This window comes from Nocardia sp. NPDC059180, from assembly GCF_042754945.1.
GTDB lineage: Bacteria > Actinomycetota > Actinomycetes > Mycobacteriales > Mycobacteriaceae > Nocardia.
This window is the reverse complement of record NZ_JBHZBU010000001.1, coordinates 987,237-1,002,493: the sequence shown is the minus strand read 5'-3', so window position 1 is coordinate 1,002,493 and position 15,257 is coordinate 987,237. Positions and strand designations below refer to the sequence as shown.

The window sequence follows — 15,257 nt, the reverse complement described above, 5'->3', positions numbered from 1 at the left end:
GACCTACTCCTCGACAGGTTGGGGAGACAGACCGATACCGGGCGGGATGTGCTCAACAGTAATCCGCTTACGGAACACCCAGTACGTCCAGCCCTGGTAGATGAGCACGACCGGCGTCACGATCACGGCGGCCCAGCTCATCACCTTCAGCGTGTACGGCGTGGAGGAGGCATTGTCCACGTTCAGGCTGAACGCGGCATCCAATGTCGAGGGCAGCACATCCGGGAACAGCGACCCGAACAGCAGCGCCGACGCGGCGACCACCACCAGCGCAGTGCCGGTGAATGCCCAGCCGTCGCGGTGGGCGAAGCACGCGGCCGCGGCGACGATCAGGCCGAACACCGCAAGGCCCAGTGGAATCCAGGTCCAGCCGGTGCCGTAGGCGAGCTGGGTCCACAACCCGAACCCGCCGACAACCAAGGCGGTCGGCGCAAGCAGCAGCCGCGCGGTGCGCACCGCGTCATCGCGTACCTCGCCGCCGGTCTTCAAGCTCAGGAACACCGCACCGTGCAAGGCGAACAGCAGGCCGGTCGTCAACGCGCCGAGCAGTGCGTACGGGCTCAGCAGCTCCAGGAACGACCCGGTCATCTGGTGGTCGGCGTCCAGCGGGACTCCGCGCACGATATTGGCGAACACCCAGCCCCAGGCCAGCGCCGGAATCCAGGACCCGATGCCGATACCGATGTCGCAGCGGGCCCGCCAGACCGGATCGTCGATCTTGCCGCGATATTCGATGGCGCAGATCCGCAGGATCAACGCGACAAGCAGCAACAGCAGCGGGAAATAGAACCCGGAGAACAGGCTGGCGTACCACTCCGGGAACGCCGCGAACATGGCGCCACCTGCGGTGATCAGCCAGACCTCGTTGCCGTCCCACACCGGGCCGATGGTGTTGAGCACGACGCGCCTGCGCGTGTCGGAGCCCTTTCCGAGCACCGGCATCAGCATGCCGACACCGAAGTCGAAGCCCTCCAGCACGAAGTAGCCGGTGAACAGGACGCCGATCAGAACGAACCAGAATTCTTGCAGATCCATCGTCGGCTCCTAGTAGGCGAACGAAAGCTGTTCGACGGCAGGCTCTTCGGTGCGCGGTGTGCCACCGGGGCCGCCGGTATCGTCCGGGCCGCCCTTGGCAGGCACGGGTGCGGCGGGTTTGTCCGGCCCCTCGATGATGTAGCGGCGCTGCAAGTAGAACCAGACCACCGCGAGCAGGCCGTACAGGATGGTGAAGGTGATCAGCGAGACCCACACCGTCGTCGCGGAATGATTCGATACACCGTCCTGCACCAGTAATCGCAGGTTCGGGTCACCGGTCGGGTTGGGTACCACGACCCATGGCTGACGCCCCATCTCGGTGAACACCCAGCCTGCGCTGTTGGCCAGGAACGGGGTGGGGATGGCGAGCAGGCTCAGCCAGGAGAACCAGCGTTGGTCCGGTACCCGCCCACGCCGCGTCACCCACAATCCGGCGAACACCAGCAGTGCCGAGCCGCCGGCCAGGCCGATCATGGCGCGGAAGGACCAGTAGGTGACGAACAGATTGGGCCGGTAGTCGCCCGGGCCGAACTTCTCTACGGCGGCTTCCTGAAGGTCGACGACACCTTCGAGGGTGACGCCGGTGAACTTGCCCTCGGCCAGCCACGGCAGCACGAAGGGCACCTCGATGACGTGAGTGACGCTGTCGCAGTTGTTGTGCGTGCCGACCGTCAGCACGGAGAATTTCGGATCGGTCGCGGTGTGGCACAACGATTCCGCCGACGCCATCTTCATCGGCTGCTGCTCGAACATCAGCTTGCCCTGGACGTCGCCGGTGTAGATCAACGCGACCCCGGACAGCACGATCACCAGCAGCGACGCCCGCGCCGCTGGGCGCCACATGGTTCTGGCATCGGCGAGCTTCTTCTCGTCACCGCTGCGTGCGTTGCGCACCATCCACCAGCCGCAGACACCCGCGACAAAGGTGGCCGCTGTGAGGAACGAACCCGCCACGACGTGCGGGAACGCCGCGAGTGCGGTGTTGTTGGTGAGTAGCTCGACGATGCTGGTCAGTTCCGCGCGCCCGGTCTCCGGGTTGTAGCGGGCACCGACCGGATGCTGCATGAACGAGTTGGCGGCGATGATGAAGTACGCCGAGGCGTTGACGCCGATGGCGACCATCCAAATGGTGGCCAGGTGTACCAGTTTCGGTAGCCGGGACCAGCCGAAGATCCAGAGTCCGATGAAGGTGGACTCCATGAAGAAGGCGACAAGGCCCTCCAGCGCGAGCGGCGCGCCGAACACGTCGCCGACGAAGCGGGAGTACTCGCTCCAGTTCATGCCGAACTGGAATTCCTGCACGATGCCGGTGGCCACGCCGAGGGCGAAGTTGATCAGGAACAGCTTGCCGAAGAACTTGGTGAGCCGGTACCAATGCTCCTTGCCGGTGATCACCCACGCGGTCTGCATGCCCGCGATGAGCGGGGCTAGACCGATGGTGAGCGGCACGAACAGGAAGTGGTAGACGGTCGTGATGCCGAACTGCCACCGCGAGACGTCCAAGGCACTCACATCGACCTCCTGGCGATCTACGACGTGTCGTAGTAAAGATTACGCGGCAGGTCAGCCCGGTCAACGTGTCGCACGACACGACACGCCGACCGCTCGCCAGGAGGTGTGGTCAGCGCGCGCGTCTCACCAGTCGCCGATGGCTCCGGCCCGTTCGATTCCACGCTCGACCAGACCGATGATCTCCTGCGCATTGTCCGGCGCCGACATGCGCAGCCCGTCCAGCGAATTCACCCGCGCCGCAAGCGTGATGCTCGACAGCATCCAGATGCTGTCGCAGGTCAGCAGGTCGGCGGTGTACAGGGATTCGTAGCGGCAGTCGTAGCCCGCCCGCTCCGCTTCGGCGTAGAACGCGCGCTGGGTGACGCCGGGCAGCACCCCGTTCTTCGCGGGCGGGGTGATCAGCTGCTTGTCGCGCACGATCACCACGGTGGACCGCGGGCCCTCCAGGACCCGGTTCTCGGTACTGGTGAAGATCACATCGTCGGCACCCATCCGCGCGGCGAAGCGCAAAGCGGCCATATTCGTCGCGTACGACAGGGTTTTCGCGCCGAGCAGCTGCCACGGCGCCGCCTGGGCGAGATCGATCGAGACACCGCGGGCCAGCGTCACCACCGAGACACCCTCGGTCCTGGCCTTGGCCACCCGCTCCGGCACCCCGACCACCAGGACGAACGAGGTCGGCACCGGCACCGTTTCCGACAGCTCGCCGGAGGTCACCGAGGCCTTCATGCTGTTGAGATCGGCATCGCGGCCGCGGGTCAGCACCAGCCGCATCAGCCCCTCCCGCTCGGCGCCCCATTCCTTGGCCGCCGTCTCGACCGCCTCGCGCCAGCGACCGAGTTCGGGTTCGGGCAGGTCGAGAGCCTGAGCCGAGCGGCGCAGCCGGGCGAGATGGAATTCGAGGGCGCACGCACTGCCTTCGCGCACCAGAATCGTTTCGAAAACGCCATCACCACGCAATGCGCCGATATCGTCGGCAAACAACAACGGCGCGTCCGCATCTCGGACCTCACCGTCGAGTGTTACAAGAACTCGATCCACCATGCGAAGAAGCGTAGGCCACTGCGCCCCTGCGCGACGGGCTACGGGCGCACGAGCCCGCACGGGTGCGGGGTCCGGGGCGCTTCCGGCAGCACTTCGGGGACGCGCCTACAGTGGGTGGCGTGTCCGTGGTCTCCGCACCCAGCCCTGTCCTTGCTGTTCCGGGAGCCGTCGCGGGAGCGCCGGGTACGCCCGACGCCGCTGTCGCGTGGCATTACGGTGATCCATTCGGCGAACAACGCGCCGCCGCGCAGCGAGTGGCGATCGTGGACCGGTCGCACCGTTTCGTGCTCGCCATCACCGGCGCCGAGCGGCTGAGCTGGCTGCACACCATCACCAGCCAGCATGTGGCGAGCCTGGCCGACGGCCGTTCCGCCGAGAGTCTCGACCTCGATCTCAACGGCCGCGTGCAGCACCACTTCGTGCTCACCGACCTCGACGGCACGGCCTGGATCGACACCGAGGCCGAACGCGGCCCCGCCCTGCTGGACTTCCTCGCCAAGATGGTGTTCTGGGCCGATGCGAAGCCGCGCGAGGCCACCGATCACGCGGTCCTGAGCCTGCTCGGCCCGCAGGTCGAGACTCTGACCGGCGCCCTCGGTATCGAATCCCTGCCCGACGTCTATGAGGCGGTTGCACTTCCCGACGGCGGTTTCCTGCGCCGCATGCCGTGGCCGACCGGCGACTCGTTCGACCTGGTCGTTCCCCGTGAGCGGCTCACCGCATGGTGGACCGCCCTCACCGAGGCCGGCGCCGCACCTGCCGGTATGTGGGCCTTCGAGGCGCTGCGGGTGACCGCGCTGCGCCCCAGGATCGGGATCGACACCGACGACCGCACCATCCCGCATGAGGCCCGCTGGATCGGCGACGTCGCCGCATACGGCGCCGTGCACCTGGACAAGGGCTGCTACCGCGGACAGGAGACCGTCGCGCGGGTGCACAACCTGGGCAAGCCGCCCCGGCAGCTGGTACTGCTGCATCTGGACGGCTCGGCCGACGACCGCCCGGCACCGGGCGATGCGGTGACCGCCGGCGGGCGATCGGTCGGCCGGATCGGCACTGTCATCGATCACTACGAGTACGGTCCGATCGCCCTCGCGCTGATCAAACGCGCCGTACCGGCCGATGCCAAGCTGGAGGCCGGGCCGACGGCCGCCGCCATCGACCCGGACTCGGTCGTGGTCGACGACACCCCCCAGGCGGGCCGCATGGCGGTCGATCGGCTCCGTGGCCGCTGAGTACCGCCTCCGACGCCGACCGCCCCGGGGAGGGGAGTTCAGCTATGCGCGCCGGTGACACCGGAGAAGTCCTCGCGGTATGCGTGCTGCACGCCGAACTCGAGGTTCCCGGCCGGGTAGGCCGAACGGCCATCGACAAACGTCCGGTCGCGGGCCGGGTCGGGGTGCGCGGACTGGGCTTGGACGGCGACCACGTCTGCGATACCGCCCACCACGGCGGGGTCAACCAAGCCGTCTACGCCTACGCCGACGAGGACGCCAGGGACTGGGCCACCGAACTCGATCGGGAACTGCCCGCGGGTTGGTTCGGCGAGAATCTGCGGATCTCCGGCCTGCCGGTCAGCGACGCGGTGCTCGGCGCCCGCTGGGCCATCGGCGACACCCTGCTCGAGGTCAGCGCTCCTCGCGTACCGTGCGCGACCTTCCAGCACTGGAGCGGGGAAAAACAGTGGGTCAAGCGATTCGCCCTGCGCGCCAATACCGGCACCTACCTGCGGGTTCTCACCGAAGGCACGATCGGCGCAGGCGATACGGTCGATGTGGTGCACGTACCGGACCACGGCATCACCGTCCGTGACGTGTTCACCGGCGCCGACCCTGCTCGCCTGGAGCTGCTGCTGGCCGCCGAGCCCACCGTCTCCGATGACATCCGCATGCAGATCGACCGCCACCACCGCCGCCGCGCGAACGCCGAACGTGCGGCACAACGGCGCGACGACGGCGACCCTCTGAAGGCAGGAGCGCGAGCGTGAGCGTGGACTTGGTCGAGGTCGTCCGTTCCGGATTCCGTGAATGCGTGCACCGCGGGTCGGTGGCCGTCCTCGGCGCCGACGGCGATCCCACCTTCGCGCTCGGCGAGGTCCACGTTCCGATCTACCCGCGGTCGACCAATAAGCCGATGCAGGCGGTCACCCTGCTGCGCAACGGATTCGATCCGGTCGATGACGCCGAACTGGCCATCGCGACGGCCTCGCATTTCGGCGAACCCGACCATGTCGATCTGGTCCGGCGGCTGCTGGACCGCTTCGGCTTCGACGAGCCCGCCCTCGAGTGCCCACCCGATCTGCCGTTGGACGAACGCGCCCGCGCCATGGTGTTGTGCCACGACCGGCCACCGAGCCGGATCTACATGAACTGTTCGGGCAAACATGCGGCGATGCTCGCGACATGTGCGATCAACGGCTGGCCGACCACCGGATACCTCGACAGTTCCCACCCCCTGCAGCGGGCGGTCATCTCGACGGTCATCGAGATGACCGGCGAACCCGAAACCGACCTCGGCATCGACGGGTGTGGCCTGCCCATCATCCCGGTCTCGCTGATCAACCTGGCCCGTGCCTTCGCCGCGATGGCAACGGCAGCGCCAGGAACACCCGAACGCCGGGTCGCCGACGCCATTCGCACCCATCCGCGAGTGATTTCGGGCACCAATGGCCCCGATCTATTGACCATGGACGCCACCCCTGGCCTGGTCTGCAAGATCGGCGCTGACGGGGTGCACGCCGGCGCACTACCTGACGGAACATCGTTCGCTTACAAGATCGATGACGGCGCCGATCGGGCCCGGATGCCGCTGACGCTGGCGATTCTGCAACGGATGGGCGTCGAGTGGTCCGATGCCCTCGCCGAATTGGCGGCACCGGCGGTACTGGGTGGCGGTGCGCGGGTCGGCGTCATTCGCGCGATCCCCGGCGTGCTGTAGTCAGGCGAGCTTCGGGCAAACGGCTTCGGTTCGGTAGCTGTTCGACCACTCCTGGAAGCGCGACCGCCGCACACGCGCTAGAGTGTCTGTCAGGAAGAGTATTAATTCGAACGGGGCCGCCACCAATCCCCAGGCCGCCCCGCTGTGACGCGAGGGGGTCAGCCATGGGCCGTGGCCGGGCTAAGGCAAAGCAGACCAAGGTTGCACGCGAGCTGAAGTACAGCTCGCCATCAACCGACTTCGCGAGCCTTCAGCGTGAGCTGTCGGATCGCGAGCTGTCGGGTAGCCCCCACTCTCAGCGGAGTGACGTGCTGTCCGATGAGCACGATGCCGACGAGTCGTTGTCCCGTTGGAACAACGAGGACGACGACTACGACGACTGGCGACGCTGACTCGGTCGCAACGCGTGAGGGGGAGGCCAGCGGGCCTCCCCTTAAGTCGTTGCCATCCGGTCGCATCGCCCGCCGCTGAGGTTCGCCTGACATCAGGTCTCGACATCACTGTCGAGACCTGATCGAAAGCTCGGTTCGAGCACTCACCGCGTTCTCGCACCGCTTCGGTAGATCCGCAGCCGCAACTCATACCCGGGTCGCCATGGCCCGTCTCGGGGCAGTCGCTGCTCCTTCGGTCGAACCGCCGTCAGTGGATCACCCACCGCCGCACATCCGCTGTCGGTGACCGGAATGCTCAGCACACCGGGGAACCACCCGACTGCTGGATTCCACGGGATATCCGAAGTCCTCGTTCACTGGACACCCGTGGTACTCGATCCCTCTGGACGCCCGTAGCGCTCGATCCCCCGGAACACGAAAACCGGCCGACCCGAAGGCCGACCGGCTCCGTCGTAGTCCGGATCAGAAGCGCGGGTGATCGCCAACCAGGACCGCACGCGGTGCGCTCGCATCCTTGGCCTTGGTCACCGTGCCGAGGGTCCAGCATTCGATATGCCGCGCGGTCAGCACCGCCAGCGCGCGATCGACATCCTCCGGTGCCACCACGGCCACCATGCCGACGCCCATGTTGAACGTCTTCTCCATCTCGGGCCGCTCCACCCGGCCGCGCTGGGCGATCATCTTGAACACCGGCGCCGGATTCCAAGTACCGCGCTCGATCTCGGCGACCAGGCCCGCAGGCAGCACCCGAGCCAGGTTCGCGGCCAGTCCACCACCGGTGACGTGGGCGAAGGTGCGCACATCGGTCTCGGCGATCAGGGCCAGGCAGTCCTTGGCGTAGATGCGAGTCGGCTCGAGCAGCTCCTCACCGAGGGTGCGGCCGAACTCCTCGACGTGCCCCGTCAGCGACATGCGGTCGATATCGAGCAGCACCTTGCGGGCCAGGCTGTAGCCGTTGGAGTGCAGACCCGAGGAACCCATCGCGATCACCACGTCACCCGGACGCACCCGCTCGGGACCGAGCACCGCGTCGGCCTCGACCACGCCGACACCGGTCGCGGACAGGTCGTAATCATCGGGATCCATCAGGCCGGGATGTTCGGCCGTCTCACCGCCGAGCAGAGCGCAACCGGCGCGCACGCACCCGTCGGCGATGCCGGAGACCAGTTCGGCGACCCGCTCCGGGACGACCTTGCCGACGGCGATGTAGTCCTGCAGGAACAGGGGCTCGGCGCCACAGACGACCAGATCGTCGACGACCATGGCGACCAGGTCCAGCCCGAGGGTGTCGTGCTTGTCCATGGCCTGCGCGACGGCGATCTTGGTGCCGACGCCGTCGGTGGAGGCAGCCAGCAGCGGCTCGCGGTAACCACCCTTCAGCGCGAACAGCCCGGCGAAACCGCCGAGGCCACCCTGGACCTCGGGGCGGCTGGCCTTGCGTGCCAGTGGTGCGAACAACTCGACTGCGCGGTCGCCGGCCTCGATGTCGACACCGGCCGCGGCATACGAGGCTCCGGCACCACTGGGGGTCTGTTCACTCATTTTCGGTGATAGCTCCAAACCGAATCGGCGGATAGATTGCCTGATCACGCTACCGTCGCGTGTCGGCGCGGCGAGTTCAGGGCCTGCTCAACGCGCTCGCGTTGGCGTTCTCGCCGAGCAGCGCGGTCTCGGACTGGCCGTTGAGCATGCCCTCGAGCACGTTCTTGCCGATGGCCACCTCGGTGGGCAGCGCGATCGGGTACTCGCCGTCGAAACAGGCGCAGCACAACCGGGTTCGCGGCTGCTCGGTAGCGGCGATCATGCCCTCGGTGGAGATGTAGCCGAGGCTGTCGGCGCCGATCGAGCGGCGCACGTTCTCCACCATGTCGTCATAGCTGTCGTCCGAGCCGGCACCGTTGGCGATGAGTTCGGCCCTGGAGGCGAAATCGATGCCGTAGAAGCACGGCCACTTCACCGGCGGCGAGGCGATCCGGACGTGGATCTCCAAGGCGCCGGCTTCCCGCAGCATCCGGATCAGCGCGCGCTGAGTGTTGCCGCGCACGATCGAATCGTCGACGACGATGAGGCGCTTGCCGCGGATCACCTCGCGCAGCGGGTTGAGCTTGAGGCGGATACCGAGCTGACGGATGGTCTGGCTCGGCTGGATGAAGGTGCGGCCCACATAGGCGTTCTTCATCAGGCCCTGCCCGTACGGCACGCCGGAGCCCTGTGCGTAACCAACCGCGGCGGGTGTGCCGGACTCGGGCACCGGGATCACCAGGTCGGCGTCGACCGGATGCTCCCCGGCCAGCCTGCGGCCGATCTCGACCCTGGTCGCGTGCACCGAGCGACCGGAGATGGTGCTGTCGGGGCGCGCCAGGTAGACGTACTCGAAGACACAGCCCTTGGGCTCGGGAGTGGCGAACCGCAGCGAACGCACACCGTCGGCGTCGATGGCCAGCAGCTCACCCGGCTCGATCTCGCGGACGAACGAGGCGCCGACGATATCGAGCGCGGAGGTCTCACTCGCGACCACCCAGCCACGATCCAGCCTGCCGAGGCACAGCGGGCGCACGCCGTGCGGATCACGCGCCGCGTACAGGGTGTGCTCGTCCATGAAGGTGAGGCAGAAGGCGCCCTTCAGGGTGGGCAGCAGCTTCATCGCGGCCTGCTCGATGCTGGAATCGGCGGCGGCATGGGCCAGCAGTGCCGTCATCACATCCGAGTCGGAGGTGGCGGCGACCGGACCGGGACGGCCACCGCGGGGCATACCGCCCAGCACCCCGAGTTCCCTTGCCCGATCGGCCAATTCGGCCGTATTCACCAGATTTCCGTTGTGGCCCAGGGCCAATCCGGAACCGACGGCGGTGGTGCGGAAGATCGGCTGGGCGTTCTCCCAGGTGGTAGCGCCGGTGGTGGAGTAGCGACAGTGCCCGACGGCGACATGTCCAGGCATCGCGGCCAGGGTCTGCTCGTCGAACACCTGACTGACCAGGCCGAGGTCTTTGAAGACCAGCACCTGCGATCCGTCGGCGACTGCGATACCCGCGGCCTCCTGGCCACGGTGCTGCAGTGCGTACAGGCCGTAATACGTGAGTTTGGCCACGTCTTCGCCTGGCGCCCAGACTCCGAAGACACCACACTCCTCGCGTGGTGGATTCTCGTCCTGATCCGCGGGGGCGGGATTGCTGACAACCGGCAGGTCGGCGTTGGTCACCGTGTGCTCCCTGTTCGGGCGGGCTGGGGGCACCGTCATTCTACGGGTGAATCCGCGGCGACATTCACCACCGCCCCCGAGAACACAGCCGGGCGTGCCCGTCATCAGCCCGCGCATGGCCGCAGCGAATGCGGAGGTACGCGCATCCTCGCAGCAAATCGGTGCGGCGCAGTCGCCGATATCGGGGACTTCCGGCTGTTACCGTGCGAGCCGTGACGACTACGGACAGCGCAGCGGCGAAGGGGCCGGATCGCCGCCTCGGGGTGCGCATATTGCTGCCGATCGGTGTGTTAACCCTGCTCACGGCGTTGCTCGGGGTGATGTACCTCGACTACGTCGCCGATCCGGAAGGCAATCTGCACGACTTCCCCATCGCGCTGGTGAATCAGGATGTCGGTGACGTCACAGGGCCGCCCGATGCCACGCAACATGTGAACTTCGGCAAACAGATCGCCGACGCGTTGGAGCAGGGTATGCCCGCCGACAAAGTCGATCTGCGGGTGGTCGGCATCAGCGAGTCCGAGCGGATGATGCAGACCGGGCAGATCTATGGCGCGATCGTCATCCCGAGCGACTTCAGCAAGCGACTGGGCATTCTCGGAGTCGGCAGCGTCATCCCCGGCGATATCGAGCGTCCGATCATCACTCTGCAGACCAATCCGCGCATGGGCGCGTTCGGCACCCAGATCGTATTGCGGGTCGGTGATGAGGCCCTGACCCAGGTGCGTCAGCAGGTCGGGCAGCAGCTCACCGACCAGGTGAACACGCAGCTCGCGCCGGAGCCGGGCGCGCCACCGGGTCCGGAGCCGAGCGGTGCGGCGCGGGTGGCGCTGGCGGATCCGGTGCAGATCGTCTACCAGCAGTACCGTCCGCTGCCCGACGGAACCGGCCAAGGCTTGACCGCGTTCTTCTACGCACTGCTGATTCTGCTGGCGGGTGTGGTCGGCGCGATGATCATCCACACCATGATCGACGCCGCCCTCGGTTTCGTCCCGACCGAATACGGCCCCTGGTACGTGCATTTCCCGCCGACGCCGATCTCCCGGTTCAATACCCTGCTCATCAAATGGGGTGTGATGGTCATCGCGGCCAACATCATCTCGGGCGTTTATCTGGGCGTGGCGAAGATCCTCGGCATGCCGATCGACCACCCACTCGGCCTCTACCTCTACGGCGCGCTGGCGTTGACCGCAGTCGGGATGACCGGGTTGTCCATCCTCGCCGCCATCGGTACGGCGGGTCTGCTGGTCAACCTCATCCTGTTCATCATCCTCGGCCTGCCCTCCTCCGGCGGCACCGTCCCGATCGAGGCGACACCCAAGTACTTCCACTGGCTGGCCACCTGGGAGCCGATGCACCAGGTGTTCCTCGGCGTCCGCTCGATCCTGTACTTCGACGGCAGCTTCTCCGCGGGCCTGAGCCGCGGCGTGTGGATGGCGCTGCTCGGCCTGGCCTTCGCCCTCGTGTTCGGCGCGGTGATCACCCGGTACTACGACTACAAGGGGTTGCATCGCGGGAACCGGGTCGCGGTTGCGGCCAAGGTGGGCGCGTCGTCCGGTGGCGGCGCGTCGGGTGCCGAGCCTGCCGTCACGGACGAGTCCGTCGGTGACAAGTCCCCATCCGCCGAAGGCGAACCCGACGCGACAGTGCCCGGCAAACCGGATAAGGGCGCAGACAACGCGACGCCCGTCAACACCGATTCGGACTAGGTGTGTGGGCGGCTCGTGTCCGAGGCCGGCGCACGCCCGATACGCAGGTACAGATCGAGTCGGTGGGCCGCAGTATGGTCGGGCCCGTGGTGCGACGCACGGTGGTGAAACCGGAAGAGATGCGGGCCGCGGTCACGGCGGTACGCCAGTGGCTGCTCGATGACACAGCGCCTGCACCTGCGCGCACAGAGTTGGGGGCAGCCGTCAAGATGACGGCGCGCACGCTGGCCGAATCGGCTCCGGGGCATTCGGTGGAGGTTCGGGTGCCGCCGTTCGTTGCCGTGCAATGCATCGAGGGGCCACGGCATACTCGCGGCACCCCACCCAACGTCGTCGAAACCGACCCGCGAACTTGGCTGTTGCTCGCCACCGGCCTACTGGACTTCGCCGACGCACGCGACGCGGGTGCCCTCACCGCGTCCGGCAGCCGCGCCGACGAGGTCTCTCGGTGGCTGCCGATCTTGCGGTTGGGCAGCCGTCCCACCGAATAGGGCACGGCCGAATCGACTGATCTCGACGATCTTCGATATAGCGACCCAAGTCGATGTACGTGACGAGGTCGTGTCGATCGGGTCGTCGCGCTCCCCGCTCAGCGGCGCCGGGCAGCCAATCGTGCGGCGAGCACACCGCCCGCATTGATCGCCCAATGCAGCAGGGCCGGCGCGGTGGTGCTGCCGGTATATCGGCGCAGCAGGCCGAAGAGCGCACCAGCGGCGGCGGTCACGGCGACGGTCACCGGCACGTTCTCCCCTGCGGCGCGGGCGGGCGCGATATGCCAGAGCCCGAAGGTGGTGGCGCCGACCAGCGATCCGACGCGGGGGCCGAAGGTGTTGTCCAGCAAGGGTTCGAGGGTGGCGCGGAAGATCAGTTCCTCGCTGTAGACGGTGCCGAGCGGAATGTGCACGCCGATCCATTCGCCGGTCGCGACACCGGGAGCTCGGTCCGGACGCTCGGCCAGCGCGCGGCGCACCGCCGGAATGGCCACCGCCGCACCGTAACCGGCCGCGACGATTCCGGCGGCGCCGAGTCCGTACCGCCATCCCCGCGACGAGGACCAGTTCGGGCGCGCACCGAAAGCGACGGCATAGCCGGTGGCGACACTCGCGTTGACGACGGTCCGCACCCGCATGTCCTCTGGCAGACGCGGCACCAGCCAATTGCTCCACAGCAGTGGCAGACCCACCGCGAGCACGACGCGACCGCTCACTTGATCTGCCGCTCGTACGCCTCGGAGAGCTCGATCTCGTGCCGGATCCGTTCGGCCAGCTCCGGATTCCAACCGGGTGGCGCCGCGATGGCCGCCCAGCCGTCGAGCACCAGGCTGCCGTAGCGGTGCCCGTGCCCGTCAGTGACGCCCTGAGCATTGGTGAGATCAGCGGTGACCTGCCAGAACGTGACGAATGGTGCCCACTGCATCCGACCGGATACGTCGGCGCCGCGCGGCTCGGACAACCAATCCGGTTGCGAGAAGATCAGATCCGCAGACCACCAGACGATCGGATCGGAGGGATGCTGCAAGTAGACGATGCGCGGGTTCCGCCATTCCGGGCCTGGTCGCGCCAGATCGGCCGCGTCGGCGGCGAATCGGACCACCAACCCGTCGGCGTACACCGGTTCCACCTCCCGCGAGCCGGGATCGCGCCGCGCGACGAACTGCTGCCACAACCGATTCGAATTGGGCGGGCCGACCCACAGCGCGCCGTCGACCTTTTCCCGCAGATCGGCCAGCCCATCGAAAGCCGCCTCCGAACCCTGCGATCCGAGGCTCTCGCCGTAGACGAACAGCTTCGGCCGCTGGTCCTCCGGCCGCGCCGACCAGTGCTGATACACGGCATCGAACACCTCGCGGCCCGCGGCAGCGGCCTTGCTCTTATCCGCGAGGAACGACAGCACGCTGGGCAGATACGAATACTGGGTGGCCACGATGGCGGTATCGCCGCCGTACATGTATTCGATCGCGCCTGCCGCCATCGAATTCACCCAGCCGGTGCCCGTCGTGGTCATGACCACGATCACCTGCCGGTCGAAGGCACCCGCTCGTTCGAGTTCGGCAACCGCCAGCTCGGCCTGGGTTTCGCCGTCCTCGGCGGACTCGAGCCCCACATAGGCCCGGATAGGCTCCTTGGCCGGTGACCCGGTGACCTCGGTGATTCTGGCGGCGTTCGGGCCGTGCGAGACGAACCAGCGGCCCTCGAATCCGAGGGTGTCCCATTTCGCCAGCGACATCGGGCTGCCCGACTTCTCCGGTAGCTGCGGCTGCACCGCGAACTCGGAGGTGTGGTCGTTGCGCACGCTGAACGCCGAGTTCGCGACCGCGAAGAACGCACGCGTGGCCACGCCGTTGAACAATGTGACCGCCAGCAGCACCAGTACCAGGAAGCCCGCCGCCGGCGCCAGCTCCCGCGGCACCTTCACCCAGCGATAGAGCTGACGGGCCAGAAAAAGGATCAGCTCGCGCACCGTCCGATACACCGCGACGACCAGCACACCGACCGCGACGCTGAGCAGCCCCGTGCGCAGGTACGCAGGCGTGGTGGTGCCTTCCATACCCATCAGCGCGGTGATCTCACGCTGCCAGCGCGCCGACTGCACCAGCATGTATCCGGCGATGACGGCGGCTGTCAGCAGAACCGCCGACTTCACCCCGTAGCGCACCCAAGTGGGCGGCGCGGGGATCTTGGTCAGCCGCGGGCGCACCCACAACCGAAACAGCCACTCCAGTACGCATCCGACGCCGTAGCCGATGGCGGCGTTGATACCACTGATCAGACCTTGGAACATCCAGTCGCGTGGCACCAGCGACGGCGTGACCGACAGCGCGAAGAACACCGTCGCGACCACCAGCCCGACGTAGTTCAGGTCGATGATCTCCTCGGCACGGTGCACCGCCGCGACGCCGCGCGTGCGCAGCTTCGTGAGGGTGGACGCCGTTTCGAGCACCAGGACAGTATGGCGGCACGCTACGACAATGCAGGAATGCTGCCCCACCCACGGCGCGGCAACTACCCACCGCGCTCGAGTAGTTGTACCCGGTTGCCGCCGCCCCCCGGCGCAGCACACTCGATAACCATGAGTACACCAAACGCACAGCCGAAAACCACCTCGGCCTACATCGCCCAGGCCGCGATCGCGTTCGGCATCAGCTTGTTCGGGGCGGGCGTCGGAATCTTCTATCTGCCGTTGGATCAGTGGCAGCGCGGATTCCTCGCCATGACCGTTCTGTTCCTGGTGACCAGCACATTCACTCTGGCCAAAGTCGTCAGGGACAAGCACGAGTCGGACTCCATCCGCGGGCGCCTCGACGATGCGCGGATGGAGAAGCTGATCGCCGAGCACGATCCGTTCAAGTCTGTCGCTTGAAAGAACTCACCCCGCCCGGGCCCGGTGATCACGAGGGGTCCGGGTACGGACGGGGTGAGTGTCGTGTCG

The 15,257-nt window shown here is 67.2% G+C and carries 14 protein-coding genes; 7 read left to right on the top strand and 7 right to left on the bottom strand.

Going from position 1 to position 15,257, the window contains the following annotated elements; all coding sequences use genetic code 11:
* Nucleotides 1–3: 3 nt before the first annotated feature.
* The 3 genes from cydB to ACFXNW_RS04710 form a co-directional block, all read right to left on the bottom strand.
* Complete coding sequence (gene cydB / locus ACFXNW_RS04720) at nucleotides 4–1,035, bottom strand: cytochrome d ubiquinol oxidase subunit II (protein ID WP_379415869.1); 1,032 nt, start codon at nucleotides 1,033–1,035, stop codon at nucleotides 4–6.
* 9 nt (nucleotides 1,036–1,044) lie between these two features.
* Nucleotides 1,045–2,547: a cytochrome ubiquinol oxidase subunit I gene (locus ACFXNW_RS04715; protein WP_379415868.1), complete on the bottom strand. Its 1,503-nt coding sequence runs from the start codon at nucleotides 2,545–2,547 to the stop codon at nucleotides 1,045–1,047.
* A 123-nt stretch (nucleotides 2,548–2,670) separates the two neighbouring features.
* The gene (locus ACFXNW_RS04710) at nucleotides 2,671–3,591 is read right to left on the bottom strand and encodes an aminodeoxychorismate lyase (RefSeq protein WP_379415866.1); all 921 of its coding nucleotides are present in this window, start codon (nucleotides 3,589–3,591) and stop codon (nucleotides 2,671–2,673) included.
* 119 nt (nucleotides 3,592–3,710) lie between these two features.
* Here ACFXNW_RS04710 and ACFXNW_RS04705 point away from each other — a divergent pair, with 119 nt between their 5' ends.
* The 4 genes from ACFXNW_RS04705 to ACFXNW_RS04690 all read left to right on the top strand — a co-directional run bounded on the left by ACFXNW_RS04705 (nucleotide 3,711) and on the right by ACFXNW_RS04690 (nucleotide 6,920).
* A complete protein-coding gene (locus ACFXNW_RS04705; protein ID WP_379415864.1) occupies nucleotides 3,711–4,826 on the top strand; it encodes a YgfZ/GcvT domain-containing protein in 1,116 nt (371 codons plus the stop codon).
* Between the two features lie 44 nt (nucleotides 4,827–4,870).
* A complete protein-coding gene (locus ACFXNW_RS04700; protein ID WP_379415863.1) occupies nucleotides 4,871–5,578 on the top strand; it encodes an MOSC domain-containing protein in 708 nt (235 codons plus the stop codon).
* Nucleotides 5,575–6,528, top strand: a complete 954-nt coding sequence (locus tag ACFXNW_RS04695; protein ID WP_379415862.1) for an asparaginase — start codon at nucleotides 5,575–5,577, stop codon at nucleotides 6,526–6,528. Before ACFXNW_RS04700 ends, ACFXNW_RS04695 begins: the two co-directional genes overlap by 4 nt.
* 164 nt (nucleotides 6,529–6,692) lie before the next feature.
* Complete coding sequence (locus ACFXNW_RS04690) at nucleotides 6,693–6,920, top strand: DUF3073 domain-containing protein (protein ID WP_379415860.1); 228 nt, start codon at nucleotides 6,693–6,695, stop codon at nucleotides 6,918–6,920.
* 462 nt (nucleotides 6,921–7,382) lie between these two features.
* Here the strand turns inward: ACFXNW_RS04690 and purM are convergent, their stop codons facing one another.
* Both purM and purF read right to left on the bottom strand, forming a co-directional pair.
* On the bottom strand, nucleotides 7,383–8,462 hold the full coding sequence (purM, locus tag ACFXNW_RS04685; protein ID WP_379415859.1) for a phosphoribosylformylglycinamidine cyclo-ligase: 1,080 nt from the start codon (nucleotides 8,460–8,462) through the stop codon (nucleotides 7,383–7,385).
* A 76-nt stretch (nucleotides 8,463–8,538) separates the two neighbouring features.
* Nucleotides 8,539–10,119, bottom strand: a complete 1,581-nt coding sequence (gene purF / locus ACFXNW_RS04680; protein ID WP_379415857.1) for an amidophosphoribosyltransferase — start codon at nucleotides 10,117–10,119, stop codon at nucleotides 8,539–8,541.
* 320 nt (nucleotides 10,120–10,439) lie between these two features.
* Here purF and ACFXNW_RS04675 point away from each other — a divergent pair, with 320 nt between their 5' ends.
* Nucleotides 10,440–11,828 carry a YhgE/Pip domain-containing protein gene (locus tag ACFXNW_RS04675; protein WP_379416299.1) on the top strand — a complete coding sequence of 463 codons (1,389 nt, stop codon included), beginning with the start codon at nucleotides 10,440–10,442 and terminating at the stop codon, nucleotides 11,826–11,828.
* Nucleotides 11,829–11,914: 86 nt separating this feature from the next.
* Nucleotides 11,915–12,319, top strand: coding sequence for a sterol carrier family protein (locus ACFXNW_RS04670; protein WP_379415855.1), 405 nt, complete (start codon nucleotides 11,915–11,917; stop codon nucleotides 12,317–12,319).
* A gap of 98 nt (nucleotides 12,320–12,417) precedes the next feature.
* Here ACFXNW_RS04670 and ACFXNW_RS04665 read toward each other — a convergent pair whose 3' ends face one another.
* Both ACFXNW_RS04665 and ACFXNW_RS04660 read right to left on the bottom strand, forming a co-directional pair.
* Nucleotides 12,418–13,035: a CPBP family intramembrane glutamic endopeptidase gene (locus ACFXNW_RS04665; protein WP_379415853.1), complete on the bottom strand. Its 618-nt coding sequence runs from the start codon at nucleotides 13,033–13,035 to the stop codon at nucleotides 12,418–12,420.
* Nucleotides 13,032–14,768 carry an alpha/beta hydrolase gene (locus tag ACFXNW_RS04660; RefSeq protein WP_379415852.1) on the bottom strand — a complete coding sequence of 579 codons (1,737 nt, stop codon included), beginning with the start codon at nucleotides 14,766–14,768 and terminating at the stop codon, nucleotides 13,032–13,034. The genes ACFXNW_RS04665 and ACFXNW_RS04660 overlap by 4 nt, the downstream gene beginning before the upstream one ends.
* A 129-nt stretch (nucleotides 14,769–14,897) precedes the next feature.
* On the opposite strand from ACFXNW_RS04660, the gene ACFXNW_RS04655 reads away from it, so the two are divergent.
* Entirely contained in the window at nucleotides 14,898–15,188 is a 291-nt protein-coding gene (locus tag ACFXNW_RS04655) for a YiaA/YiaB family inner membrane protein (protein ID WP_379415850.1), read from the top strand.
* Nucleotides 15,189–15,257: the final 69 nt, after the last annotated feature.